Here is a 26,736-nt window from a genome sequence, read left to right on the forward strand (position 1 = left end):
CACCGCGCACCGGCGGCGTTCAAGCACCTCCAGCAGGCCAAGCACGTCGGCAAGGTCGTGCTGACCGTGCCCGCGCCGCTCGACCCCGAGGGCACGGTCCTGATCACCGGCGGCACCGGCGGCCTCGGCGGGCTGCTGGCCCGGCACCTGGTCACCGAGCACGGCGCGCGGCACCTGCTGCTCACCAGCCGCCGCGGCCTCGCGGCCGACGGTGCGGCCGAGCTGCGGGACGAGCTGACCGGGCTGGGCGCGACCGTCACGGTGGCGGCGTGCGACGCGGCCGACCGCGACGCCCTGGCCGACCTGCTCGCCGGCATTCCCGGGGACCACCCGTTGCGGGCGGTCATGCACACCGCCGGGGTGCTCGACGACGGTGTCGTCGGCTCGCTGGACGCGGCCCGCCTCGACAAGGTGCTGCGGCCCAAGGTCGACGCCGCCGTGCACCTCGACGAGCTGACCCGCCACGCCGACCTCACCGCGTTCGTGCTGTTCTCCGGAGCCGCCGGCCTGTTCGGCGGTGCGGGGCAAGCGAACTACGCGGCCGCGAACGCCTTCGTGGACGCCTTCGCCACTCACCGGCACGCTCTCGGGTTGCCCGCGGTGGCCCTGGCGTGGGGCCCGTGGTCGGCCGCGGTCGGCATGACCAGCGGGCTGACCGAGACGGACCTGGGCCGGATGGCCCGCGCCGGGCTGCTGCCGCTGTCGGCCGAGCTCGGTCTCGCCCTGCTCGACGCGGGCGTGGCCTCCGGCGAGGCGGCCGTGGTGCCGATGCGGGTCGACACGGCCGCGCTGGCGTCCTCGGGCGCGGTGGCCCCGCTGTTCCGGGGGCTCGTCACCGCCCCGGCGCGGCGGGCGGTCGCGTCCGTCGCGAAGGCCGAGCCGGCCGGCCTGGCCGAGCGGCTGGCCGCGACGCCGGTCGCCGACCGCGAGGACCTGGTGGTGGAGCTGGTTTCCGGCCAGGTCGCCGCCGTGCTCGGCCACGCGTCCACAGTGGACATCGACGCCGGCAAGGCGTTCAGCGAGCTGGGCTTCGACTCGCTCACCGCGGTCGAGCTGCGCAACCGGCTCGGCGCGGTCGCCGGGAAGCGGCTGCCCGCCACGCTGGTGTTCGACTACCCCACGGTGCTCGAGCTGGCCGGCTACCTGCTCGAAGAGATCGCGCCGCCGGCGCCTTCGGCGAACGGCCTGGTCGAGGACCTGCGCGGTTCGCTCGCCTCACTTCCCGAGGGATACGAGGGCCGCGAGGAGATCACCGAACGGCTGCAGAGCCTGCTCGCCTGGTGGACCGGCACCACCCCCGAGGACCCACAGTCGGACGACGAAGTCGCGGCCGCGTCCGCCGACGAGCTGTTCGACCTGATCGACAAGGAGTTCGGGGCGTGACCTCCGACAACGAGAAGAAGCTGCTCGACTACCTCAAGAAGGTCACCACCGACCTGAGGGCGGCGAACCAGCGGTTGCGCGAGGTCGAGGACCGGGACGCCGAGCCGGTCGCGGTGATCGGCATGGGCTGCCGGTTCCCCGGCGGCGTGCGCACCCCCGAGCAGCTGTGGCAGCTGCTGGCCGCCGGCGGCGACGGCATGGCCGGTTTCCCGACCGACCGCGGCTGGCCCGCGGCGCTGTACTCGGGCGACGCCGAGCAGGCGGGCACCAGCTACGTCCGCGAGGGCGGGTTCGTCTACGACGCGGCGGAGTTCGACCCCGGCTTCTTCGGGATGAGCCCCCGTGAGGCGCTGGCCACCGACCCGCAGCAGCGGCTGCTGCTCGAAACGGCGTGGGAGACCATCGAACGCGCCGGGATCGACCCGCTGTCGCTGCGCGGCACGAAGGCGGGAGTCTTCGTCGGCGGCACGTCCACCGGCTACGGCTCCGGCCTGACCGCGTTGCCCGACGGCGTCGAAGGGCACCTGCTCACCGGCAACTCGACCGCGGTGATCTCCGGCCGGGTCGCCTACCAGCTCGGGCTCAAGGGCCCGGCGGTCACCGTGGACACCGCGTGCTCGTCCTCGCTGGTCGCGCTGCACTGGGCCGCCCAGGCGCTGAAGCGCGGCGAGTGCTCGCTGGCGCTCGTCGGCGGCGTGACGGTGATGTCGACGCCCGGCATGTTCCTGGAGTTCAGCCGCCAGCGCGGCCTCGCGCCCGACGGGCGGTGCAAGCCGTTCGCGGCCGCGGCCGACGGCACCGGCTGGTCCGAGGGCGTCGGGCTCGTCCTGGTCGAGAAGCTGTCCGACGCGCTGGCCAACGGGCACCCGGTGCTGGCCGTGGTCCGCGGGTCCGCGGTCAACTCCGACGGCGCGTCCAACGGTCTCACCGCGCCCAACGGTCCCGCGCAGCAGCAGGCCATCCGGGCCGCGCTGGCCAGCGGCGGGCTCACGCCGTCCGATGTGGACGCCGTGGAGGCGCACGGCACCGGCACCACGCTCGGCGACCCGATCGAGGCGCACGCGCTGCTGGCGACCTACGGGCAGGAGCGCGACCGGCCGCTCTGGCTCGGCTCGGTCAAGTCCAACATCGGCCACACCCAGGCCGCCGCGGGGGTGGCCGGGGTGATCAAGATGGTGCTGTCGATGCAGCACGGGGTGCTGCCGCGCACGGTGCACGTCGACGAGCCCTCGCCGCACATCGACTGGTCGGCCGGGTCCGTCGAGCTGCTCACCGACAGCGTTTCGTGGCCGGCCGGCGAAACTCCGCGCCGGGCCGGCGTTTCGTCGTTCGGCATCAGCGGGACCAACGCGCACGTGGTCCTGGAAAGCTACGACCCGGTGCCTGCCTCGCCGGCTTCTTCGCCCGGCGGACCGGTGCCGCTGGCGTTGTCCGCGCGGTCCGGCGAAGCCCTCCGCGAGCAGGCCGTCCAGTTGCGCGAACACCTGCTCGGGCACCCGGATCTGCCGCTCGCCGACACCGCGCTGTCCCTGGCCACCGAACGTTCGGCGTTCGAGCACCGGGCCGTGGTGCTCGCCGCCGACGCGAGCGAAGCGGTGACGGCGCTGGACGCGCTGGCGGCCGGCGAACCGGCGCCGTCCCTTGTGGAGGGTGTCGCGCCGGGCAAGACCGGCAAGACCGCGTTCCTCTTCTCCGGTCAGGGTTCCCAGCGGATCGGCATGGGTGCGGGGCTGCATCGCGAGTTCCCGGTGTTCGCTTCGGCTTTCGACGCGGTGTGCGCGGGCTTCGACTTTCCCCTTGCCGAAGCGATCTCGGGCGAGTCCCTGAACGACACGGGTTACACACAGCCCGCGTTGTTCGCCGTCGAGGTCGCGTTGTTCCGGCTGCTGGAGTCCTGGGGCGTGAAGCCGGACTTCCTGGCCGGGCACTCCATCGGTGAGCTGGCGGCGGCGCACGTCGCCGGGATCCTCTCGCTGGCCGACGCTTGCACGCTGGTCGCTGCGCGGGCCCGGCTGATGCAGGCCCTCCCGGCCGGTGGGGCGATGGTCGCCGTGCAGGCCACCGAAGCCGAGGTCGCGCCGCTCCTGGGCGAGCGGGTGAACCTCGCCGCGGTCAACGCGGCCGACTCCGTCGTGCTGTCCGGCGACGAGGACGCGGTGCTCGCCGCGGCGGCCGAACTGGCGTCCCGCGGGCGCAAGACCAAGCGGCTCGCCGTGTCGCACGCCTTCCACTCGGTGCTGATGGACCCGATGCTGGCCGAGTTCCGGCGGGTCGTGTCCGGGCTGACGTTCTCGGCGCCGAAGATCCCCCTCGTCACCGGCGAAGCCGCCGAGCTGACCGACCCGGAGTACTGGGTGCGGCACGTGCGCGAGCCGGTCCGGTTCGCCGACCGCGTGACGGCACTGGAAGCCAAGGGTGCCACGCGGTTCGTCGAGGTCGGCCCGGACGGAACCCTCACCGGAATGGCGAACGTCCCCGTCGTGGCGATGCTGCGCGCGTCGCGCGACGAGCGGGAGTCGGTGCTGTCCGCGCTGGCCGAGCTGCACGTCCGGGGCGGCTCGCCCGACTGGACCGCGCTGCTCGACGGCGCCCGCCGCGTCGAGCTGCCGACGTATGCCTTCCAGTGTGAACGGTTCTGGCTGACCTCACCGGAGTCGTCCGAGGTGGTGGACACCGGCGCGGGGGAGTTCTGGTCGGCGGTCGAGCGCGCGGACCTCGCCGCCTTGACCCGTGCGCTCGACGTGCCTCCGGAGACCCCGCTGAGCGACGTCGTCCCCGCGCTGGCCGCTTGGCGCCGCCGTCACCACGAAGAGTCCATAGTGGACAACTGGCGGTACCGGATCGGCTGGCGCCCGGTCGCCGGGACGATCGCGACCCGGTTGTCCGGCCGCTGGCTCGTGGTGGGCGAAGGGGCCGGCGACCTGGTCGAAGGCCTGCGCGACCGGGGCGCGGACGTGCTGCACGTCCCGGCCGTCGCTGCCCTGCCGGGCGACGAACCCGCCGGTGTCCTTTCGCTGCTGGCGGTGGAGGACACGCTCGCGCTCGTGCAGGCTCTCGGCAGGCTCGGCTGGTCCGCGCCGCTGTGGTGCGCGACCCGGGGCGCGGTCTCGACCGGCCGGTCCGACCGGCTCGCGCACCCGGACCAGGCTCAGGTGTGGGGCCTCGGCCGGTCCGCCGCGGTGGAGCACCCGCGCCGGTGGGGTGGTCTGGTCGACCTGCCCGAGAGCCTCGACGACCGTGCCCTCGACCGGCTGTGTGGCGTGCTCGCCGACGGCGCCGAAGACGAGGTCGCCATCCGGCCGGCCGGGGTCTTCGCCCGGCGGCTCGTGCGCGCACCGCTGTCCGCTGAGCGTCCTGAGTGGACGATCGCCGGAACAGTGCTGATCACCGGCGGAACCGGCGCGCTCGGTGGTCACCTGGCCCGCTGGGCGGTCGAGCGCGGGGCGTCCCGTGTCGTGCTGGCGAGCCGTCGCGGCGCGGCCGAACCGACCGCACCTGAGATCACCGTCGTGGCCTGCGACTGCACCGACCGGGACGCGGTCACCGCGCTCGTTGACTCCTTGCCGGACCTGAGTGTCGTCGTGCACGCGGCCGGTGTCCTCGACGACGGCGTGCTCGACGGCCTCACCCCCGAAAAGCTCGATCGCGTGCTGCGTGCCAAGGCCACCACCGCCCGGCTGCTGCACGAGGCCACCGTCGATCGCGAGCTTTCGGCGTTCGTGCTGTTCTCGTCGCTGGCGGGCACCGTCGGTTCCGCCGGGCAAGGCAACTACGCGGCGGCGAACGCCTACCTTGACGCCTTGGCCGCGTATCGACGTTCGCGTGGACTCCCGGCGACCTCGCTGGCCTGGGGGCCGTGGGCCGACGCCGGGATGGCGGCCGACGAAGCCGTCCGCGACCGGCTGCGGCGCGGCGGGCTCACGCCGCTGAACCCCGCTCTCGCCCTGTCGGCACTCGACCGGGCCTTGGGCGCCGGCGACGTCACGGTCGCGCTCGCGGACATCGACTGGCCAGTCTACGGCCCCGCGCTCACCGCCGTGCGGCCGAGCCGCCTGCTCACCGAACTCCCTGAAGCAGCAGGCGAAGCACCGCGGGTTGAGCTGTCCGGAGAGGACTTCCTGACGCTCGTGCGCCGTCAGGTCGCGGCGGTGCTCGGGTACACCGAGGAGGTCGCCGCGGACAAGTCGTTCGCCGACCTCGGGTTCGATTCGCTGACCGCGGTCGAGCTGCGCAACCGGCTCGGCCTGGCCACCGGGACCGAGCTGCCCGCGACACTGATCTACGACTACCCGACCGCCGCCCACCTGGCCAAGCACCTGGCGGGCACGCCGAGCGAAGCGCCGGTCGTCGAGCGCGCGGCGGTGTCCACAGAGGATCCGATCGTCGTCGTGGCGATGGGCTGCCGGTTCCCCGGCGGCGTGCGGACCCCGGAAGACCTGTGGGCGCTGCTGGTTTCCGGCGGTGACGCGGTCGCGGGCTTCCCCGCCGACCGGCACTGGGACCTCGCGGGCCTCGCGGCGGCCGGGGTCGTCACGGGCGGCGGCGCGTTCGTCGACGGCGTCACGGAGTTCGACCCGGCCTTCTTCGGCATCTCGCCGCGTGAAGCCCTGGCGATGGATCCGCAGCAGCGGCTCGTCCTGGAAACCGCGTGGGAGGCCCTGGAACGCGCCGGGGTCGACCCTTTGGGTGGTCCGGACATCGGTGTCTTCCTCGGTACCAACGGGCAGGACTACCCGGCGGTGCTCGCGGGCTCGGGCGAGGACTTCGGCGGGTTCGTCGGCACCGGGAACGCGGCTTCGGTCGTGTCGGGCCGGGTGTCGTACGTGCTGGGCCTCGGCGGCCCGGCGGTGACGGTGGACACGGCGTGCTCGGCGTCGCTGGTGGCGCTGCACCTGGCCGCGCAGTCGGTGCGCTCGGGCGAGTGCGCGATGGCGCTGGCCGGTGGCGTGACGGTGATGGCGACGCCCGGCGCGTTCGTCGAGTTCTCCCGCCAGGGCGGGCTCGCGGCGGACGGCCGGTGCAAGGCCTTCGCCGACGAGGCGGACGGCACGGGCTGGGGCGAAGGCGCCGGTGTCGTGCTGGTCGAGCGGCTGTCGGACGCGCGGCGGCTCGGGCACCCGGTGCTCGCGGTGCTGCGCGGCTCGGCGATGAACCAGGACGGCGCGTCGAACGGGCTCACCGCCCCGAACGGGCCTTCGCAGCAGCGGGTGATCCGGGCGGCGCTGGCGAACGCGAGCCTTTCACCGTCCGATGTGGACGTCGTCGAGGCGCACGGCACCGGCACCGCGCTGGGTGACCCGATCGAGGCCCAGGCGCTCCTGGCGACCTACGGCCGGGACCGCTCGCAGCCGTTGTGGCTGGGGTCGCTGAAGTCCAACATCGGGCACACGCAGGCGGCGGCCGGGATCGCCGGCGTCATCAAGATGGTTCTCGCGCTGGAGCACGGCGTGCTGCCGAAGACCCTGCACGCGGACCGGCCGTCGCGGCACGTCGACTGGGACAGCGGCGCGGTGGCGCTGCTGACCGAGACGCAGCCGTGGCCGCTTTCGGAGCGGCCGCGCCGCGCGGGCGTGTCGTCGTTCGGCTTCAGCGGCACGAACGCCCACGTCATCCTCGAACAGCCGCCCGTTTCGGAAACGATGGAGGCGCCCGCGGCCGACGTTGTCGTCTGGCCGTTGTCGGGCCGGTCGGAGGCGGTGCTGCGCTCGCAGGCCAAGCGGCTCGCGGAGTTCGTCGACGGGGCGGACGTGCCCCCGGCCGATGTCGCCCGTTCGCTGGCCGCCCGGGCGGTGTTCGGCCACCGTGCGGTCGTAACGGGGGATGACCTGCTCGCCGGGCTGACCGCCGTCGCCTCGGGCGCGAAGCACCCGGGGGTCGTCACCGGGCAGGCCGGTGACGGCAAGGCCGGGCTGCTGTTCGCGGGTCAGGGGTCGCAGCGCGTCGGGATGGGGGCCGAGCTGTACGAGCGGTTCCCGGTGTTCGCCGACGCCTTCGACGCGGTGTGCGCGGTGCTCGACCCCGAGCTGGACCGGCCGCTGCGCGACGTCGTCTTCGGCGACGCCTCGGCGCTCGACCGGACGGGGTATACGCAGCCCGCGCTGTTCGCGATCGAGGTCGCGCTCTTCCGCCTGCTGGAGTCGTGGGGCGTCCGGCCGGACTACCTGGCCGGGCACTCGATCGGCGAGCTGGCGGCGGCCCACGTCGCCGGGGTGTTCTCCCTGGCGGACGCGGGCAAGCTCGTCGCCGCCCGGGCGGGCCTCATGCAGGCGCTGCCCGCCGGCGGCGCGATGCTCGCCGTGCAGGCCGCCGAGCAGGACGTCCTCGAGATCGCCGCGGGCCGCGCGGACCTGGCCGCGGTCAACGGGCCGCTGTCCACGGTGCTGTCCGGCGAGGCCGCCGCGCTCGCCGAGATCGCCGCCGAGCTGACCGCGCGCGGGGTGAAGTCTAGGGATTTACGGGTCTCGCATGCGTTTCACTCGGCACGTATGGACGCGATGCTTGAGGAGTTCGCCGAGGTGGCGCGCGGGATCGGCTACGCCGGGCCGCGCATCCCCGTCGTGTCCACGGTGACCCCGGACGCCGACTTCACGGACCCGGAGTACTGGGTCCGGCAGGTACGCGAGCCGGTGCGGTTCGCCGACGCGGTGTCGACGCTGCGCGAGGCCGGGGTCACCCGGCTGGTCGAGCTGGGCCCGGACGGAACGCTGAGCGCGCTGGCCGGCGGCTCCACGCCGATGCTGCGCAAGGACCGGCCGGAAGCCATGACAGCGCTGCTGGCGCTGGCGAACCTGCACGTCAGCGGGCAGGCGGTGGACTGGACGCCGCTTTCCCCGGGCGTGCGGCAGGTCGCGCTGCCGACCTACCCCTTCGAACGTGAGGCGTTCTGGCCGGAGCCGCTGGTCCCGGTGGCCGCACCGGCCGACAGCAAGCAGTACCGCGTGTCGTGGCGCCCGATCGCGGACCGGCCCCGGGCGGCCCTGTCCGGGCGCTGGCTCGTCGTGGTCCCGGCCGGGTGTGCCGACGAACCGCTGGTCAAGGCGGTGTTCCCGGCGCTGGTCGAGGCGGGTGCCGAGCCGGTGCCGGTGACGCTCGGCGAGGCCGACCTCGACCGCGACACCCTCGCGGGGCAGCTGCTCGGCCTCGGCTCGGGCGCCGAGTCGGCGCAGGGCAACCTCGGCTCGGTCGGCGGGACCGACCTCGGCGTGAGTGCCGATTCGGTCGGTGGTGTGGGCGGCGAGCCCGCTCCCGTAGCGCTCGGCGCGGCCGCCGCCGGCGTGCCCATCGCCGGCGTGCTTTCGCTGCTCGGCCTGGCCGACCGCGCCACCCCGGGTCAGCCGGCCGTACCCCTCGGCCTGGCGCTGAGCACCACCCTGCTCCAAGCGCTCGGGGACGCGGGCCTCGGCGCGCCGCTGTGGGCGGTCACCACCGGCGCCGTCGCCGTCGGATCCGAACCTCTCGCGCATCCGCTGTCCGCCGGGATCTGGGGCCTCGGGCGGGCCGCCGCGCTGGAGCACCCGGACCGCTGGGGCGGTCTGGCCGACCTGTCCGCCGAGCCCGGCGAACCCGAGCTGACCCGGCTCGTCGCCGCCCTGGCCGGAGCCAGCGGCGAAGACCAGCTCGCCATCCGCCCGGCCGGTGCCTTCGCCCGGCGGCTCGTGCGGGCGCCGAGCGAGGAGCCCGCCGAGTCCTGGACCCCGACCGGCCCGGTACTGGTCACCGGCGGCACCGGCGCGCTGGGCGCCGAGGTCGCCCGGTGGCTGGCGCGCACCGGTGCGCCGCACGTGGTGCTGGCCGGCCGGCGTGGCCCCGCCGCGCCCGGGGCGGCCGAGCTGGAAGCCGAGCTCAGCGCGCTCGGCGCCAAGGTGACGATCGCCGCCTGCGACCTCGCCGACCGCGACGCCGCCGCCGAGCTCCTGGACTCGCTGCCGGGCCTCGACGCCGTCGTGCACGCCGCCGGTGTCCTCGACGACGGCGTCCTGGACTCCCTGACGCCGCAACGGCTCGCGACCGTCCTGCGATCCAAAGTGGACTCCGCCGTCAACCTCCACGAGCTGACGCGAAACCGCGACCTGTCGGCGTTCGTGCTGTTCTCCTCCCTGGCCGCCACCCTCGGCGCGGCCGGGCAGGGCAACTACGTCGCGGCCAACGCCGTGCTGGACGCGCTCGCCGAGCACCGGGCCGGACTCGGCCTGCCCGCCACCTCCATCGCCTGGGGCCCGTGGGCCGGCGCGGGCATGGCGGCCGGGACCGGCGCCCGCGCCGAACGCGGCGGCATCCGCCCGCTGACCCCCGACGTGGCCACCGCGGCCCTGCACCGCGCCCTGAGCGGCGGCGAGGCCGTGGTCGCCGTGGCCGACGTCGACTGGGAGCTGTTCGCCCCCGGCTTCACCGCCGTCCGGGCCGCCCGGCTGCTCGACGACCTGCCCGAGGCGCGGCGGGCGCTCATGGCGGCCGTCAAGCCCGAGCCGGACTTCCGGGCGAAGCTCGACGTCCTGACCGGACCCGAGCGGGAGCGTGCGCTGCTCGACCTGGTGCGCGCCGAGGTCGCCGCCGTGCTCGGCTACGCCACTCCGTCCACAGTGGATCCCGGGCTCGCGTTCAAGGAACTGGGTCTCGACTCGCTCACCGCGGTCGAGCTGCGCAACGGGCTGGCCGCCGTCACCGGCCTGCCCCTGCCCGCGACGCTCGGGTTCGACTACGCGAACCCGGCGGCGCTGGGCCAGTACCTCGGCCGCGAGCTCGGCCCGGCCGACCCGGCCGCGGCGGCCGAGGCCGAGCTGGACCGGATCGAAGCGGCCTTCGCCGGGCTTACCGCCGAGCAGCTCGCCGGCACCCGGGTCACCGCCCGGCTGCAGGCACTGCTGGGCCGGCTGGCCGAAACCGGGGCTCCCAACGAGGCCGGGACCGCGCGGCAGAAGCTCGAAACGGCCAGCTCGAACGAGATCTTCGACTTCATCGACAACGAGCTGGGACTCGCGTGACGCGCGGGTTCGCCGGCGGGCGGGGTGCGACGTGAACGAGGAGAAGCTGCTCGGGTACCTGCGCAAGGTCACCGCCGACCTGCACGAGACCCGGGAACGGCTGCGGGAGGCCGAATCCACCACGCCCGAGCCGATCGCGATCGTGTCGATGGCCTGCCGGTTCCCCGGTGGCGTCGAGACGCCCGAGGACCTCTGGCGGGTGCTCGAAACCGGGACCGACACGCTGACGGACTTCCCGGACGACCGCGGCTGGGACCTCGACACCGTCTACCACCCCGATCCGGACCACCCGGGCACGAGCTACGTCAGCCAGGGCGGGTTCGTCCGCGACGCGGGCGCGTTCGACGCGGCCTTCTTCGGCATCTCGCCCCGCGAAGCCCTCTCCATGGACCCGCAGCAGCGGCTCCTGCTCGAGACGTCGTGGGAAGCACTGGAGCGGGCCGGGATCGACCCGGCGTCCCTGCGGGGTGCGCCGGTCGGCGTGTTCGCCGGGACCAACGGCCAGGACTACCCGGGGCTGCTCAGCCTCGCGCCCGGCGTCGGCGACGGCTACGAGAGCACCGGCAACGCGGCGAGCGTCCTTTCCGGACGGATCTCCTACGCGCTCGGGCTGGAAGGCCCGGCCGTCACCGTCGACACGGCGTGTTCGTCCTCGCTGGTCGCGCTGCACTGGGCCGCGCACGCGCTGCGCGAGGGGGAGTGCGACCTCGCGCTCGCCGGCGGCGTCACCGTCATGACCACACCCGGCGCGTTCATCGGCTTCAGCCGGCAGCAGGGACTGGCCGCGGACGGCCGGTGCAAGGCGTTCGCCGACGGCGCCGACGGCACCGGCTGGGGCGAGGGCGCCGGCGTCGTCCTGCTGGAGCGGCTGTCCGACGCCCGGCGCCACGGGCACCCCGTGCTCGCGATCGTCGCGGGCTCGGCGATCAACTCCGACGGCGCGTCGAACGGGCTCACCGCCCCGAACGGCCCGTCGCAGCAGCGGGTCATCCGCGCCGCGCTCGCCGATGCGGGTCTGTCACCGTCCGATGTGGACGCCGTCGAGGCGCACGGGACCGGCACCAGCCTGGGCGACCCGATCGAGGCGCAGGCCCTGCTGTCCACCTACGGCGAGCACCGGCCGGCCGGACGCCCGCTGTGGCTCGGCTCGATCAAGTCGAACCTCGGGCACACCCAGGCCGCAGCCGGCGTGGCGGGCGTCATCAAGATGGCGCTTTCCCTGCGGCACGGCGTCCTGCCGAAGACCTTGCACGTCGAGCAGCCGACGTCGCGGGTGGACTGGTCGGCCGGCGACGTCCGCGTGCTGACCGAGCCGGTCCCGTGGCCGGCGGACGGGCGGGTGCGCCACGCGGGCGTCTCGGCGTTCGGCGTCAGCGGCACCAACGCGCACGTGCTCCTGGCCGCGCCCCCGGCCGAAGAAGCATTACCCCAGAACGAAACCACGCCGTCGGTCGTGCCGTGGGTCCTTTCCGGACGGACGGAGGCCGCGCTCCGCGCCCAGGCCGCCCGGCTGGCCGGGGTCGAAGGTGACCCCGTCGGGATCGGGCTGGCGCTCGCCACGACCCGCTCGGCCTTCGAGCACCGGGCCGTGCTGGTCGGCGACGCGGCCGAACTGGCCGAGGGCGTACGCGCGCTCGCGAAGGGCGACGACGTGCCCGGGCTCGTCCGCGGCGCGGTCGCCGAGGGGCTGACCGCGTTCCTGTTCACCGGCCAGGGCGCGCAGCGCGCCGGCATGGGCCGCGAACTGTACGAGCGTTTTCCCGCTTACGCCACCGCGTTCGACGAGATCTGCGCGGAGTTCGACCGGCACCTCGACCGTCCACTCAAGACAGTGGTCTGGTCGGGCGAAGAACTGGACGAGACGGCCTACACCCAGCCCGCGCTGTTCGCGGTCGAGGTCGCGCTGTTCCGGCTGCTGGAGTCCTGGGGCGTGACCCCCGACCACCTCGCCGGGCACTCGATCGGCGAGCTGGCCGCCGCGCACGTCGCGGGCGTGTTCTCCCTCGCCGACGCCGCCGAGCTGGTGGCGGCGCGCGGACGTCTCATGCAGGCGTTGCCGCGCGGAGGCGCGATGGTCGCCGTCCAGGCCACCGAAGACGAGGTGACGCCGCTGCTCACCGGTGCCGTCTCCCTCGCGGCGGTCAACGGCCCGGACTCCGTCGTGGTGTCCGGCGAAGAAGCCGCCGCCGGAGAGATCGAGCGGCACTTCGCCGCGCTCGGCCGCCGGACCCGGCGGCTCACCGTCTCCCACGCCTTCCACTCCCCGCTGATGGACCCGATGCTGGCCGAGTTCGGCCGGGTCACCGAGCGGATCACCTACGCCCGGCCGCGCCTCCCGATCGTCTCGACGGTGACCGGGGTGCCGGTGACCGACGAGCTGGCCACCTCGGGCTACTGGGTGCGGCAGGTCCGGGAGCCCGTCCGGTTCGCCACCGCCGTGGCCGCGCTCGCGGACCTCGGCACCACCCGGTTCCTGGAGCTCGGCCCCCACGGCGTCCTCGCCGCCATGACCGAGGAGTGCCTGCCCGGCGCGACGGTCGCCTCGCTGCTGCGCAAGGACCGCGACGAGGTCCGGACCGCCCTGTCCGCCGTCGCGAGCGTGTACGTCCGCGGTGCGCGGGCCGCCTGGGGCGAGCTGTTCACCGGCGCGCGGGCGGCGGAACTGCCGACGTACGCCTTCCAACGCGAGACCTACTGGCCCGACCTGCCCAAACCGGTCGGCGGCGCCACCCGGGACTCGCTGCTCAAGCTCGACTGGGTGCCGGTCCCGGCGGGGGAGCCGATCCCAGCGGCGTGGGCCGTGCTCGGCTCCGGCCACCGCGAGCTCGGCGCCGCCCTGCTCGCCGAGCTGGGCGCGCTGGCCTGCCACCCCGACCTCGACAGCGTCGCGGAAGCGGGCGCGCTGCCCGATGTCCTGGTCGCCCCGTTCCTGTCCCGGTCCGAAGCGGACACCCCGGGCGAGGCCGCGCGGCGCGCGCTGCACCTCGTGCGCTCCTGGCTGGCCGACGAGCGGTTCGACGGCCGCACCCTGGTGGTGCTGACCCGCGCCGCCGCCGTCGCCGACGGGGTCACGGACCTCGCGCAAGCTCCGGTGTGGGGCCTGGTGCGGTCGGCCGCGGCGGAGAACCCCGGCCGGTTCGTGCTCGCCGACTTCGACGAGCCGGCGGCCGTGCGGCTGCTGCCCGCCGCGCTCGCCACCGGCGAACCCGAGTTCCTGCTGCGCGACGGCGAGATCCGGGCGGCACGCCTGGCCAAGCTCACGTCGGCCGAGCCCGGCCCGTCGGCGTCCTTCGGTCCGGAAGGGACGGTGCTGGTCACCGGCGGGACCGGGGCGCTGGGCGCGCTGGTCGCCCGCCACCTGGCCACCCGGTACGGGGTGCGCCACCTGCTCCTCGCGAGCCGTCGCGGCCCGGACGCCGACGGCGCGGCCGAGCTGGTCGCGGACCTGACCGAGCTCGGCGCGGAACCGGTGGTCGCGGCCTGTGACGCCGTCGACCGGGACGCGCTGGCCGCGCTGCTGGCCGGTATCCCGGCGGACCGGCCGCTGACCGGTGTCGTCCACGTGGCCGGCGTCCTCGACGACGGCGTCGTGTCCGCGCTGACCCCCGAGCGCCTGGACGCCGTGCTGCGCCCGAAGATCGACGCCGTCACCAACCTGCACGAGCTGACGGCCGAGGTCGAGCTGACCGCGTTCGTCGTGTTCTCCTCGATCTCCGGCACGCTCGGCCCGGCCGGGCAGGCGAACTACGCGGCGGCCAACGTCTGGCTCGACGCGCTGGCCCGCCACCGCCGCGACCACGACCGGCCCGCGCTCGCGCTCGGCTGGGGGCTCTGGGAGCAGGCCGGCGGCATGACCGGCACTCTCGCCGACCGCGACCGCCGCCGGCTGGGTGCCACCGGCATGATCCCGCTGTCCACTGTGGAGGGTCTGCGGCTGTTCGACGCGGCCTGCCGCGGCGGGGAGCCCGCCGTGCTGCCGATCCGGTTCGACTTCGACGTGCTCGGCGCCGCCCCGGTCCTGCCGCCGGTGTTCACCGGGCTCGTCCCGCCGCGGACCCGGCCGGTCGCCGAACCCGCCGCGGACCGGCCGGCCAACGTGCTCGACGTCGTCCGCACCGCGGTGGCGCTCGTGCTCGGCTACGCGAACGCCGCGGCGGTCGAGCCGGACCGGGCGTTCAAGGACCTCGGCTTCGACTCGCTGACCGCCGTCGAACTCCGCAACCGCCTGGCCGCGGCCACCGGGCAGCCGCTGCCCGCCACGCTGATCTACGACTACGCCACCCCCAAGGCCCTGGCCGCGCACCTGGCCGGCGACGCGGGACCGGCGGTGCTCGCGCCCGCGGCTGCCCGGACCGACGACGAGCCGATCGCGATCGTGTCGATGGCCTGCCGGTTCCCCGGGGGCGTCCACAGCCCGGACGAGCTGTGGACGCTGCTCGCCGAGGGCCGCGACGCGATCGGCGGCTTCCCGGCCGACCGCGGCTGGGACCTCGACGCGCTCTACGACCCGGACCCCGACAGCGAGGGCACGTCGTACGCCCGCGAAGGCGGTTTCCTCGACGACGCCACGCTGTTCGACCCCGCCTTCTTCGGGATCTCGCCCCGGGAAGCCCTGGCCATGGACCCGCAGCAGCGGCTGCTGCTCGAGACGTCCTGGGAAGCCCTCGAACGCGCGGGCATCGACCCGGAGTCGCTGCGCGGTCAGCCCGTCGGGGTGTTCGCCGGGACCAACGGCCAGGACTACCCCGCACTGCTCGCGCTGTCGCCGAAGAGCGCCGAAGGCTACCTCGGCACCGGCAACGCCGCTTCCGTGCTCTCGGGCCGGATCTCCTACGCGCTCGGGCTCGAGGGCCCGGCCGTCACCGTGGACACGGCGTGCTCGTCGTCGCTGGTCGCTCTGCACTGGGCGATCCAGGCCCTGCGTGCGGGGGAGTGCTCGCTCGTGCTCGCCGGCGGGGTCACCGTGCTGTCGACGCCGGGCTCGTTCGTCGAGTTCAGCCGGCAGCGAGGCCTGTCGCCGGACGGCCGCTGCCGCGCCTTCTCCGACGACGCGAACGGCACCGGCTGGGGCGAGGGCTCCGGGATGCTCGTGCTGGAACGGCTTTCCGACGCGCACCGCAACGGGCACCCGGTGCTGGCGGTCGTGCGGGGCAGCGCGGTGAACCAGGACGGCGCGTCGAACGGGCTGACCGCCCCGAACGGTCCTTCGCAGCAACGCGTCATCCGGGCCGCGCTGGCGAGTGCGGGCCTGGCACCGTCCGATGTGGACGCCGTCGAGGCGCACGGGACCGGGACGTCGCTGGGTGACCCGATCGAGGCGCAGGCGCTCATCGCCACGTACGGTCGTGACCGCGACCGGCCGCTGTGGCTGGGTTCGGTCAAGTCCAACGTCGGCCACACCCAAGCGGCGGCGGGCGTGGCCGGCGTCATGAAGATGGTGCTGGCCCTGCGGCACGGCCTGCTGCCCCGGACCCTGCACGCCGACGTGCCCTCGTCCCATGTGGACTGGTCCGCCGGCGCGGTCAAGCTGCTGTCCGAGCCGGTGCCGTGGCCCGAAAGCGAAGGTCCCCGCCGCGCCGGCGTCTCGTCGTTCGGGGTGAGCGGCACCAACGCCCACGTCATCATCGAGGCCGCGCCGACCCTGCCCGAAGCGGAGCCCGGCGAGACGCGCGACCTGACGGCGTGGATGGTGTCGGGCCACACTCCGGAAGCTCTGCGGGGGCAGGCCGAACGGCTGCTGAGCCACGCCGCGGCCCACTCGGCCGAGCCCGCCGAGATCGGGACGGCTCTCGCCGCCCGTACCGTGTTCGGCTACCGCGCCGTCGTCGTGGGTACCGATCGTGACGAACTGGTCCGGGGCCTGGCCGCTGTCGCTGCCGACCGTCCCGCGCCCGGCGTCACCACCGGCGTGCGCGCCGAGGGTGCGACCGCGTTCCTCTTCACCGGCCAAGGCGCGCAACGGCTCGGCATGGGCGCCGGACTGCGGCGCGAGTTCCCGGTGTTCGCCGAGGCCTTCGCCGAGGTGTGCGCGGAGTTCGACGGCCACCTCGACCGGCCGCTCCGGGATGTCGTCGACACCGAACCCGAGCTGCTCGACGAGACCGCCTACACCCAGCCCGCGCTGTTCGCGGTCGAAGTCGCCCTGTTCCGGCTCCTGGAGTCCTGGGGTGTGCGGCCGGACCAGCTCGCCGGGCATTCGATCGGCGAGCTGGCCGCCGCGCACGTCGCGGGCGTGTGGTCGCTTTCCGACGCCTGCGCCGTCGTCGCCGCGCGCGGCCGGCTCATGCAGGCCCTGCCCGCGGGCGGGGCGATGCTCGCGATCGAGGCCACCGAGACCGAGGTCGTGCCGACGCTGCCCGCCGGTGTCGAGCTCGCCGCGGTCAACGGGCCGACGTCCGTCGTGGTCTCCGGCGCCGAGGACGGCGTCCTCGAGGTCGGGCGGCACTGGGCCGGGCGCAAGACCCGGCGGCTGCGCGTCTCGCACGCCTTCCACTCGCCGGACATGGACGGGATGCTCGCGGAGTTCGGCCGCGTCCTGGCCGGCGTCACGTTCGCGCCGCCCGCGATCCCGATCGTCTCGACGGTGACCGGCGCACCGGCGACCGAGCTGACCTCGCCGGAGTACTGGCTGCGCCAGGCCCGGGGGACGGTGCGGTTCGCCGACGCCGTCGCCACGCTCGCCGGAGCGGGCGTGACCCGGTTCGTGGAGCTGGGCCCGGACGGCGTCCTCGCCGCGATGGCCGCGTCCTGCCTGGACGACCGGGCACTGGTCGCCGCCGCGCTGCGCAAGGACCGGGACGAGCCGAGGGAACTGCTGACCGCACTGGCGAAACTGCACGTCAGCGGCTCCACCGTGGACTGGGGGACCGTCCTCGGCGGAACCGGCGAACCGGAGTCGCTGCCGACGTACGCCTTCCAGCACGAGCGGTTCTGGCCCGAGTTCTCCCTGACACCGGCCGGGGACGTCACGATGGCGGGCCTCGACCGGCCGGACCACCCGCTGCTGGGCGCGTCGGTCACGAACGCCGACGACGGCGCCGTGGTGTGCACCGGCCGGATCTCGCCGCGCACCCACCCCTGGCTCGCCGACCACGTCGTCGCGGGCAGCACGTTGTTCCCCGGCACCGGGTTCGTCGAGCTGGTCCTGCGCGCGGCGGAGCAGGTCGCCGCGGGCGGCATCGATGAACTGGTCATCGAAACGCCGTTGCCCCTGCCCGCCCGTGACGGCGTCCAGCTGCAGGTCGTCCTCGGTGCGCCGGACGACAGCGGCACGCGGCCGGTCACCGTCCACTCGCGACTCGACGACGAGCCGTGGACCCGGCACGCCAGCGGCCGGCTGGCCGCCGAACCCGGTCCCGTCCCCGAAGACCTGACGCAGTGGCCGCCGCCCGGGGCCGAGCCCCTGGACCTCGACGGCCTCTACACCGGGGGCCCGGAGGGCGGGTTCGGCTACGGCCCGGCCTTCCAGGGCCTGCGCGCGGCTTGGCGGCTCGGCGACGAGGTGCACGCCGAAGTGGCCCTGCGGCCCGAAGAACACGCGGACGCGGCCCGGTCGGGCCTGCACCCGGCGCTGCTCGACGCGTCGTTGCACGTGCTCGGCACGGTCGCCGAGTGGGCGGGCCGGAACTACCTCCCGTTCTCCTGGAGCGGGGTGACGCTGCACGCGAGCGGCGCCACCGCGGTCCGGGTCACGGTGACCCCGAACGGCCACGACACGGTCAAGCTGAGCCTGGCCGACCCGGCCGGTCACCCGGTGGCGTCGGTCGACGCGCTGGTGCTGCGCCCGCTGGTCGCCGGGTCGGTGCCGGCGGTCCGGAAGACCCCCGAGTCGTTGTTCCGGCTCGACTGGCAGCCCGTCCCGCCGGCGCCGGTCGAAGCCGTCGCCCGGCGGTGGGCCGTCGTCGGCGAGGACGACCTCAAGCTCGGGCCGGTGCTCGACGCGTCCGGCGTCACGTGTGAGTCCTATGTGGATCTCGCGGCACTCGGTGCCGCGGTCGGCCTCGGCATGGCCGTGCCGGAAGCGGTGCTGGCCGTGCGTACTCCGGCCGCCGGCGAGCTGCCGGACGCCGCGCGGGCGACCGCGCACGACGTGCTCTCCCTGCTGCAGGACTGGCTGGCCGACGAGCGGTTCGCCGCCTCCCGCCTGGTCGTGGTGACCCGGGGTGCGGTGGCCGCCGCGGCCGGCGACGACGTCCCTGACCTGGCATGCGCGCCGGTGTGGGGCCTGGTCCGCTCGGCGCAGTCGGAGCACCCCGGCCGGGTCCGCCTGATCGACCTCGACGACCACGACGAGTCCGCGGCGGCGCTGCCGTCGGCGGTCCTCGCCGACGAACCGCAGCTCGCCATCCGGGAAGGTGCCCTGCTCGCCGCCCGCCTGACCCGCGCCACCACCGAAGCCGCCACCGGCAAGCGTCCCTTCGGGCCGGACGGCACGGTGCTGCTCACCGGCGCCACCGGCAGCCTGGGCCGCGTGCTGGCCCGGCACCTGGTCACCGCGCACGACGTCCGGCGGCTCGTGCTGACCAGCCGGAACGCGGACGGCGCCACCGAGCTCCGGGACGAGCTGGCCGCGCTGGGCGCGGACGTCCGGCTCGCCGCCTGCGACACCGCGGACCGGGCCGCGCTCGCCGAACTGTTGACGGGCATCCCCGACCTCGCCGGGGTCGTGCACGCGGCCGGGGTGCTCGACGACGGTGTCCTGTCCTCGCTCAACCCGGAGCGGATGGACGCGGTGCTGCGGCCCAAGGTCGACGCCGCCTGGCACCTGCACGAGCTGACCGCGGACCGGAACCTCTCGGCGTTCGTGCTCTTCTCCTCGGTGTCGGCCACCTTCGGCGGACCCGGGCAGGGCAACTACGCCGCCGCGAACGCCTTCCTCGACGCGCTCGCGGCCCATCGCGCCGCCCGCGGCCTGCCCGCCCAGGCGCTGGCCTGGGGCCTGTGGGACGCCGGGACGGGGATGAGTGCCGCGCTGGACTCCGCCGACCGGAAGCGGATGTCGCGCGGCGGCGTCCACGCGCTGCCGGTCGAGCAGGGGCTGGCGTTGTTCGACACCGCCACCGCGCTCGCCGAACCCGCGCTGGTCCCCGCGAAGCTGGACCTGACGGGACTGGGCGGCCACGTCGCTTCCGTCCTCAAGGGACTCGTGCGCCCGGCCAAGCGGGCCGCGTCGGCCGCCGCCCCGGTGTCCGGCGAGGCCGCCTTGCGTGCCGCCCTGGCCGGGAAAGCTCAGCAGGACCAGGAAACCGTGCTGCTGGACCTGGTCCGGGCCACCGCGGCCACGGTGCTGGGCCACGCCGGCCCCGAGGCCGTGCGCCCGGACGTCGGGTTCCTCGTCGCGGGCTTCGACTCGCTCACCGCGGTCGAGCTGCGCAACGCCCTGGGCGCGTCCACCGGCCTGCGGCTGCCGCCCACGCTGGTCTTCGACTTCCCGGCACCGGCGGACCTCGCCGCGCACCTGCGGGCGGAGCTGAACGTCGGCGCGGACGCGCAACCGGCGTCCACTGTGGACGCCGGCGAGACGCTCAGCGCGTTGTTCCGCACGGCCTGCGAGCTCGGCAAGATGAAGGAGGGCTTCGAGCTGCTGCAGAACGCCGCGCTGCTGCGGCCCACCTTCGACACGCCCGCCGACCTGGCCGAGCAGCCGGGGTCGGTGCAACTGGCGGCCGGGGAGCGCACGCCGAAGCTGATCTGCTTCAGCTCGTACGTGGCGCTGGCCGGGGTGCACCAGTACGCCCGGTTCGCCTCGCCGTTCCGCGGCGACCACGACGTGCACGCACTGCCGGCGCCCGGGTTCGTCAAGGGCGAGGCCCTGCCGAACAGCGTCCGCGCGGTGGCCGAGGTACAAGCGGACTCGGTGTTGCGCGTCGCCGGCGGAGAGCCGTTCGTGCTGCTCGGTTCGTCCTCGGGCGGGATGCTCGCGCACGCCGCCGCCGAGGTCCTCGAAGAGCGGGGCACCCCGCCGCTGGCCGTCGTGCTGCTCGACAGCTACCTGCCGCGAGAGGACTCACCGCTCGACCGGTTCCGCGACGAGCTGTTCGGCGGCATGTTCGACCGCGAAGAGGTGTTCGCGCCGATGGACGTCGCCCGGCTCTCGGCGATGAGCTGGTACTTCCGGCTCATGGCCGGCTGGTCGCCCGCGAAGCTGTCGGTCCCGCTGCTGCTGGTCCGCTCGTCGGAACCCCCTGTCGACGACGGGCGGCTGGCTCCCGAGGAATGGCAGACGCACTGGGACACCGCCGACACCGTCGTCGATGTGCCGGGCAACCACTTCACCATGGTCGAGGACCACGCCGCCACCACCGCCGAGACCGTGCGCGGCTGGCTCGGCACCACCCTGAGGACGGAGTTCACGCATGACTGAGAACCCGGAGCTCTGGCTCCGCCGCTACCACGACGCGGACGCGGGCGCCGTCCAGCTGTTCTGCCTGCCGCACGCGGGCGGCTCGGCCAGCTTCTACTTCCCGATGTCCGCCGGGCTCGGCCGCTCGGTCGAGGTCCTGTCCGTGCAGTACCCGGGCCGCCAGGACCGCCGGCTGGAGCCGGGGATCGACTCCATTCCCGAGCTCGCGGACCGGGTCGCCGAAGTACTGGCGGAGCGGACCCGGCGGCCGTTCGCGCTGTTCGGGCACAGCATGGGCGCGACGCTCGGGTTCGAGGTCGCCACCCGGCTGGAGCGCGACGGCGTGTCCCCGCTGCACCTGTTCGCGTCGGGCCGCCGGGCGCCCGCGTGCCGCCGTGACGAGTCCGTGCACAAGCTCGGCGACAACGGGGTCATCGCGGAGATGCGCAAGCTCGGCGGCACCAACGCGGCGGTGCTGGGCGACGAAGAGATCCTGCGGATGGCGCTGCCGGCCATCCGCAACGACTACAAGGCCGCCGAGACCTACGTCAAGGCGCCGGGACCGAAGCTGAGCACGCCGATCACCGTGCTGACCGGCGACGCCGACCCGAAGACCACCCTCGACGAGGCGCGCGCCTGGCAGGACCACACCGACGGCGAGTTCGAGCTGAAGGTGTTCGACGGCGGGCACTTCTTCCTCGCCGACCACCAGCCCGAGGTGCTGCGGCTGATCTCGACGCGGCTCGCGGGCACGTTCTCCGGCCACCACTGAAAGGCACTCCCGTGCGCGTGTTGTTCGTGACGCTGGACGAGAAGTCCCACCTGTTCTGCATGGTCCCGGCTGCCTGGGCGCTGGTCGCGGCCGGGCACGAGGTGCGGGTGGCCGCGTCGCCCGGGTTCACCGACGTCGTCACCGGCACCGGGCTGACCGCGGTGCCGGTCGGCGTGGACAACACGATGCACGAGGGCATGAAGCAGAACCGCGACGCGCAGGAAGCCGACATCGCGAACTGGAACGACACCGACCCGGCGTCGCACACCTGGGAGGCGCTGCACCAGCGCTACACGTTCACCGTGTGGGCGGGGTTCGCCATCTACAACGACGAGATGGTCGGGGACCTGGTCGCCTACGCGCGGGAGTGGCAGCCGGACCTGGTCGTCTGGGACGCGCTGACCTACGCGGGGGCGATCGCGGCGAAGGCGTGCGGCGCCGCGCACGTCCGGCAGCTGTGCTGGGCCGACGTCTGGTGCGCCATGCGCCGGACGTTCCTCCAGGTGATGGCGCAGCAGCCGGCCGAGGAGCGGGAAGATCCGCTGTTCGACTGGCTCGACCTGACCGGGCGCCCGTTCGGCGTGGACTTCGACGAGGAGCTCGTCACCGGCCAGGCGACGATCGACCCGCTGCCGGAGTCGCTCGGCGCGCACTCCGGCGTCCGGCGGCTGCCGGTGCGGCACGTGCCCTACAACGGCCGGGCGGTGGTGTGGGACTGGCTTCGCGAACCGCCGTCACGGCCGCGCGTGTGCCTGACGCTGGGTTCGTCCAACACGGACGCGTTCGGCGGCGACTACGTGTCCATTCCGGACATCCTGACCGCTTTGTCCACTTTGGACATCGAGGTGGTCGCCGCGCTGGTGCCCGAGCAACGGAAGGCCTTGGACGAAGTCCCGGAGAACGTCCGGGTCGTCGAGTCGGTCGCCCTGCACACGGTGCTGCCGAGCTGCGCGGCGATCGTGCACCACGGCGGTTTCGGCAGCTACGGCGCGGCATTGGTGGCCGGGGTCCCGCAGCTGACGGTGACCACGCCGATCGCCGACCACCTCGTGCGTCCCCAGCGGCTGGTCGACGAAGGCGCGGGACTGCTGTTCACCCACAACGGCTTCACCGCCGAAGACCTGCGGTCTGCGGTGGCCCGGCTGGTCGGGGAACCGGAGTTCGCGGCCAACGCGCGTCGCCTGCGTGACCTCGCCCTGGCCCAGCCGACCCCGGCCGAGCTGGTGGCCGACCTGGAGAAGCTGGTCGCCGAGAAGTCATGAACGACTCTTTCATGTCGTCCGGCGACATGAAAGAGTCGTTCATGGCAGTGCGTCAGCCGCGGGAGGCCAGGCGGCGGCGGATCTCGGGTGCGTGCTCGATCGCGAAGGTGACCAGGGCCGAGACTTCGTGGACCTGCTCGCTCGTCACCGACGGGCCCGTCGGCAGCGTCAGCACCCGCCGGGAGAACGCGTCGGTGGCGGGCAGCGAGACCGGCCGCTCGGTCCGGTAGGGCTCGCACTCGTGCACGCACGGCGAGAAGTAGCGCTGCGCCACCACGTTGTCCGCCCGCAGCAGGTCGAGGATCGTGTCGCGGGACAGGCCGCACTCGTCCTCGTCGACCTTGACGACGTTGTAGTGGTAGCTGTTGCGGTTCTCGTCGTCGTAGCGGTGCATCTCCAGGCCGGGCAGCCCGGCCAGCTCGGCGCTGTACTGCTCGTAGTGGGCGCGGTTGGCGGCGATGGTCGCGGGTAGCGCGTCCAGCGAGGTCAGCCCCATGGCCGCCGATGCCTCGCTCATCTTGGCGTTGGTGCCGGCGAACTCGGTGACGTGCTCCTCGCCCCAGCCGAAGTTGTGGGTGTAGCGGGCGCGCTGGGCGAACTCGTCGTCGTTGGTGACGATCGCGCCGCCCTCGAACGTGGTGACGACCTTCGCCGCGTGGAAGCTGAACATCTCGGCCTTGCCGAACCCGCCGAGGGGCTGGGAGCCGAAGGTGCAGCCGATGCCGTGCGCGGCGTCGAAGAAGAGGGTCAGGTTGTGCAGCTCGGCGATCTTCTCGAGCTCCTGGATGGCCGCCGGCTGGCCCCACAGGTGCACGCCGACCAGCCCGGTCGTGCGGTCGGTGATCAGGCGCTCGACCTGCTCGGGGTCGATGCACCCGGTGGCCGGGTCGAGATCGCAGAAGACCGGCGTCAGGCCGAGGTAGCGCATCGCGTGCGCGGTCGCGACGTAGGTCATGGACGGCATGATGACCTCGCCGGTGAGCCCGGCCGCCCGGGCCATCACCTCGAGCGCGATCGTGCCGTTGCAGGTGGCGACGCAGTGCTTCGCACCGGCGTGGTCGGCGATCCGCGCCTCGAACTCCCTGACCAGCGGGCCGCCGCTGGTCAGCCGTCCGCTGTCGAGGGCCACCTCGAGCCGCTCGTAGAACTTCGCCCGGTCACCGGTGCTCGGCTTCCCCACCACCAGAGTCTTGTCGAAGGCCATCGGGCCCCCGAACAGTGCCAGGTCGTCAACGCTCGTCTTCATGAAAGGTCCTTCCCCAGGGGTCGCGGTCTGCCCTTTCCCGCGATGACGTGCATTTCGTTGCTTTACAACAGGTGTTGAGATCCCCCTCGTGCGGTCTTCTGCAGGATAAGTACGCCGTGACCGCGTGACGGATCCTGGCGCGAAACTCTGTGGAACCCCCTAGTCGTCCCGGCGTAGAAACGTTCAAAGCGGTTTTGGGGGGAATAGCCAGAACTTGCGTGGTAGCCGGTGCGACACGGGGTCCCGGTGCCCGACGATGCACCGGTGAGCAGGCACATCGCCGTCTTCAGTTTCCCCGCGTACGCCCACGTCGCGCCGGTCCTCCCGATCGTCGCCGAGCTGGTGCGCCGCGGCCATCGGGTCACCTTCGCGGTGGTCGACGAGTTCGCCGCGAAGGTGGCGGCGACCGGCGCCGAAGTGCTGCCCTACACCTCGACGTTCCCGTGGGCGACCGGGCTGGGCGACACCGCCTCCGACGGCTACGCGCTGCGGGCCATGCTGGCGTTCATGGGCGAGGGCCTCGCGCCGCTCGACGCCGCCATGCGGCGGTTCGCCGACGACCCGCCGGACCTGGTGGTGCACGACCTGGCGGCGTCCGAGACGGCACGGCTGATCGCGCGGAAGTTCTCGGTGCCCACGGTGCAGTCGGTCCCGGAGTTCGCCTCCAACGAGCACTTCCGCCTGAACGAGGCCCAGGCCGAGACGGACGCCGCCGCGCCGCCGGACCTCACCGACCCCGCGCTGGCCGCGTTCGTGGAGCACGCCGGGCAGCTGCTGGCCCGGCACGGTCTGTCCGAACTGGACACCGCCGGCGGCGACCCCGGCTACCACCTCGTCTACCTGCCGAAGGCGTTCCAGATCCACGGCGAGACCTTCAGCGACCGCTTCGCGTTCATCGGGCCGTGCTTCGACCGGACGGCGCCGCCGGGGGAGTGGACCCCGCCCGCGGACGGGCTGCCGCTCGTCCTGATCTCGCTGGGCACCTCGCGCAGCCGGGAGCAGGTGGGCTTCTTCCGCAAGTGCGTGCGCGCCTTCACCGGGCAGCCGTACCACGTCGTGCTGACGCTCGGGCGCTGGGTCGACCCGGCCGAGCTGGGCCCGCTGCCGGACACCATCGAGGCGCACCCGTTCGTCGCGCACGCGGCGCTGCTGCCGCACACCAAGGTGTTCGTCACCCACGGCGGGCTGGGCAGCGCGATGGAGGCGCTGCACTACGGCGTCCCGATGGTGGTGACGCCGTCCCAGAGCGACCAGGTGGTGACCGCGGCCCGGATCGCCGATCTAGGGCTGGGCCAGGTGGTTTCGCGGACCGACGTCACCGAGGAGGAACTCCTCGAAGCGGTCGCCACGACCGCGTCCGATCCCGTGGTCGCCCAGCGCGTCCGGTGGATGTGCGGGCAGGTCGCGCTGGCCGGCGGGGAGACCCGCGCGGCCGACGCCGTCGAATCGTGGCTCCGAGCGAAAGTGGAGGCGAAGTGAAGCTGGCGGAGGTCTACCTCAGCGGGATCGGCACGTACGTGCCGGCGACCACCGGCGTCGAGGCGGCGATCGAGCAGGGGTGGATGACCGCCGAGGACGCCGAGACGTCCGGGCTGACCGGCGCGGCCTGCGCCGGCGAGACCCCGGCCCCGGACATGGCGCTCTGGGCCGGGCAGGAGGCCGTGGCCCGGGCGGGCGTCGACCCGGAGGCGCTGGACGTCCTGCTGTACGCGGACAACTACCACTCGGGCCCGGACGGCTGGTTCCCGCAGTTCTGGCTGCAGCGGCACCTGGTGGGCGGCGACCTGCTCGCGGCCCAGCTGCGCCAGGGCTGCAACGGCATGTTCGGTGCGCTGGAGCTGGCGTCGACGTACCTGATCGCGCGCGGCGGCGGGACGGCGATGACGGTGGCGTCGGACAACTCGACGTCCCCGCTGGTGAACCGCTGGCGCTGCCTGCGCCCGGACTTCGTCATCGGCGACGGCGCGACGGCGGTCGTGCTGAACACGACGTCCGGGTTCGCGCGGCTGAAGTCGGCGAGCTCGATCACGGTGCCCGAGCTGGAGGGCATGCACCGCGGCGACGAGCCGATGTTCCCCCCGGGCGCGACGATCGGCCGGTTCATGGACTTCGCCGAGCGCATCGACTTCTTCGGCTTCGAGAACCGCGACACGATGCTCCACAGCGGCCTGAACCTGCTGAAGACGCGCTCCGAGCTGATCGACCGCGTGCTGGCCGAGGCGGGCATCGGGATCGACGGGGTGAGCCGCATCGCGTACAACCACGGCTCGCGCAAGTACGTCGAGGACGGCCTGCTGGCGATGCTGGGCATCCCGCTGGAGAAGTCGAACTGGGACTTCGGGCGCGGGCTGGGTCATCTCGGGGCGAGTGACCAGGTGGCGTCGCTGGCGAACATGCTCGGAACGGGCCAGCTGGCGCCGGGTGACCACGTGCTGATGGTCGGGATCGCCCCGGGGGTCAGCGTGGCCGGCGCGGTGGTGGAGATCCTCGACGTGCCGGAGTGGGCCGGGCCGGTCGTGCCCCGGACGAGCTGAGGCGGGGAAGCCTGAGGTCGCCTTCAGCGGACGCGGTCCGGTGGGGGCGGCCTTTTCGCGTGCCCGGTGCCGGTGGGCCGGCAGGCTCCCGACGTCATGAACGACTCGTTCATGACGTCGGACGAGGTGAACGAGTCGTTCATGACCTTCGCCCGCGCGTCCGCCACCTCCCCGGTGCGGGGTACCCCGCACCGACCCCTACGGACCACGCCGGAC

General features: G+C 74.0%; 8 protein-coding genes (1 of these 8 cut by a window edge). 7 read left to right on the forward strand and 1 reads right to left on the reverse strand.

Annotated features, from left to right (window positions below):
• The 5 genes in view from AB0C38_RS15465 to AB0C38_RS15485 are tightly spaced (at most 31 nt apart) and all read left to right on the forward strand, a layout consistent with a single transcriptional unit that may run on beyond the window.
• Window positions 1-1,383 carry the end of a type I polyketide synthase gene (locus AB0C38_RS15465; RefSeq protein ID WP_360672674.1) on the forward strand. The gene continues 22,935 nt to the left of window position 1, outside the view, so the window shows 1,383 of its 24,318 coding nt (coding positions 22,936-24,318); its start codon lies beyond the left edge, outside the window; the stop codon is at window positions 1,381-1,383.
• Window positions 1,380-10,364: a type I polyketide synthase gene (locus tag AB0C38_RS15470; protein WP_360672610.1), complete on the forward strand. Its 8,985-nt coding sequence runs from the start codon at window positions 1,380-1,382 to the stop codon at window positions 10,362-10,364. The genes AB0C38_RS15465 and AB0C38_RS15470 overlap by 4 nt, the downstream gene beginning before the upstream one ends.
• Window positions 10,365-10,395: 31 nt before the next feature.
• A complete protein-coding gene (locus AB0C38_RS15475; protein WP_360672613.1) occupies window positions 10,396-20,727 on the forward strand; it encodes a type I polyketide synthase in 10,332 nt (3,443 codons plus the stop codon).
• Window positions 20,720-21,478: an alpha/beta fold hydrolase gene (locus AB0C38_RS15480; RefSeq protein ID WP_360672616.1), complete on the forward strand. Its 759-nt coding sequence runs from the start codon at window positions 20,720-20,722 to the stop codon at window positions 21,476-21,478. The genes AB0C38_RS15475 and AB0C38_RS15480 overlap by 8 nt, the downstream gene beginning before the upstream one ends.
• Before the next feature lie 11 nt (window positions 21,479-21,489).
• On the forward strand, window positions 21,490-22,740 hold the full coding sequence (locus AB0C38_RS15485; RefSeq protein WP_360672619.1) for an activator-dependent family glycosyltransferase: 1,251 nt from the start codon (window positions 21,490-21,492) through the stop codon (window positions 22,738-22,740).
• 52 nt (window positions 22,741-22,792) lie between these two features.
• Here AB0C38_RS15485 and AB0C38_RS15490 read toward each other — a convergent pair whose 3' ends face one another.
• Entirely contained in the window at window positions 22,793-23,986 is a 1,194-nt protein-coding gene (locus AB0C38_RS15490) for an aminotransferase class I/II-fold pyridoxal phosphate-dependent enzyme (protein ID WP_360672622.1), read from the reverse strand.
• Between the two features lie 264 nt (window positions 23,987-24,250).
• Between AB0C38_RS15490 and AB0C38_RS15495 the strand changes: the two genes are divergently transcribed.
• Together AB0C38_RS15495 and AB0C38_RS15500 are read left to right on the forward strand one after the other, a co-directional pair.
• Window positions 24,251-25,465: a macrolide family glycosyltransferase gene (locus AB0C38_RS15495; protein ID WP_360672625.1), complete on the forward strand. Its 1,215-nt coding sequence runs from the start codon at window positions 24,251-24,253 to the stop codon at window positions 25,463-25,465.
• Entirely contained in the window at window positions 25,462-26,520 is a 1,059-nt protein-coding gene (locus AB0C38_RS15500; protein WP_360672628.1) for a ketoacyl-ACP synthase III family protein, read from the forward strand. The genes AB0C38_RS15495 and AB0C38_RS15500 overlap by 4 nt, the downstream gene beginning before the upstream one ends.
• Window positions 26,521-26,736 lie beyond the last annotated feature (216 nt).

Origin of the sequence: Amycolatopsis sp. NPDC048633 (genome assembly GCF_040650695.1) — a bacterium.
In the GTDB taxonomy this organism is placed as follows: domain Bacteria; phylum Actinomycetota; class Actinomycetes; order Mycobacteriales; family Pseudonocardiaceae; genus Amycolatopsis.

Excerpts from the sequence above, each read along its gene's own strand:
- AB0C38_RS15480 (WP_360672616.1), top strand. The coding sequence starts at position 20,720 with ATGACTGAGAACCCGGAGCTCTGGCTCCGCCGCTACCACGACGCGGAC.
- AB0C38_RS15490 (WP_360672622.1), bottom strand. The coding sequence starts at position 23,986 with ATGAAGACGAGCGTTGACGACCTGGCACTGTTCGGGGGCCCGATGGCC.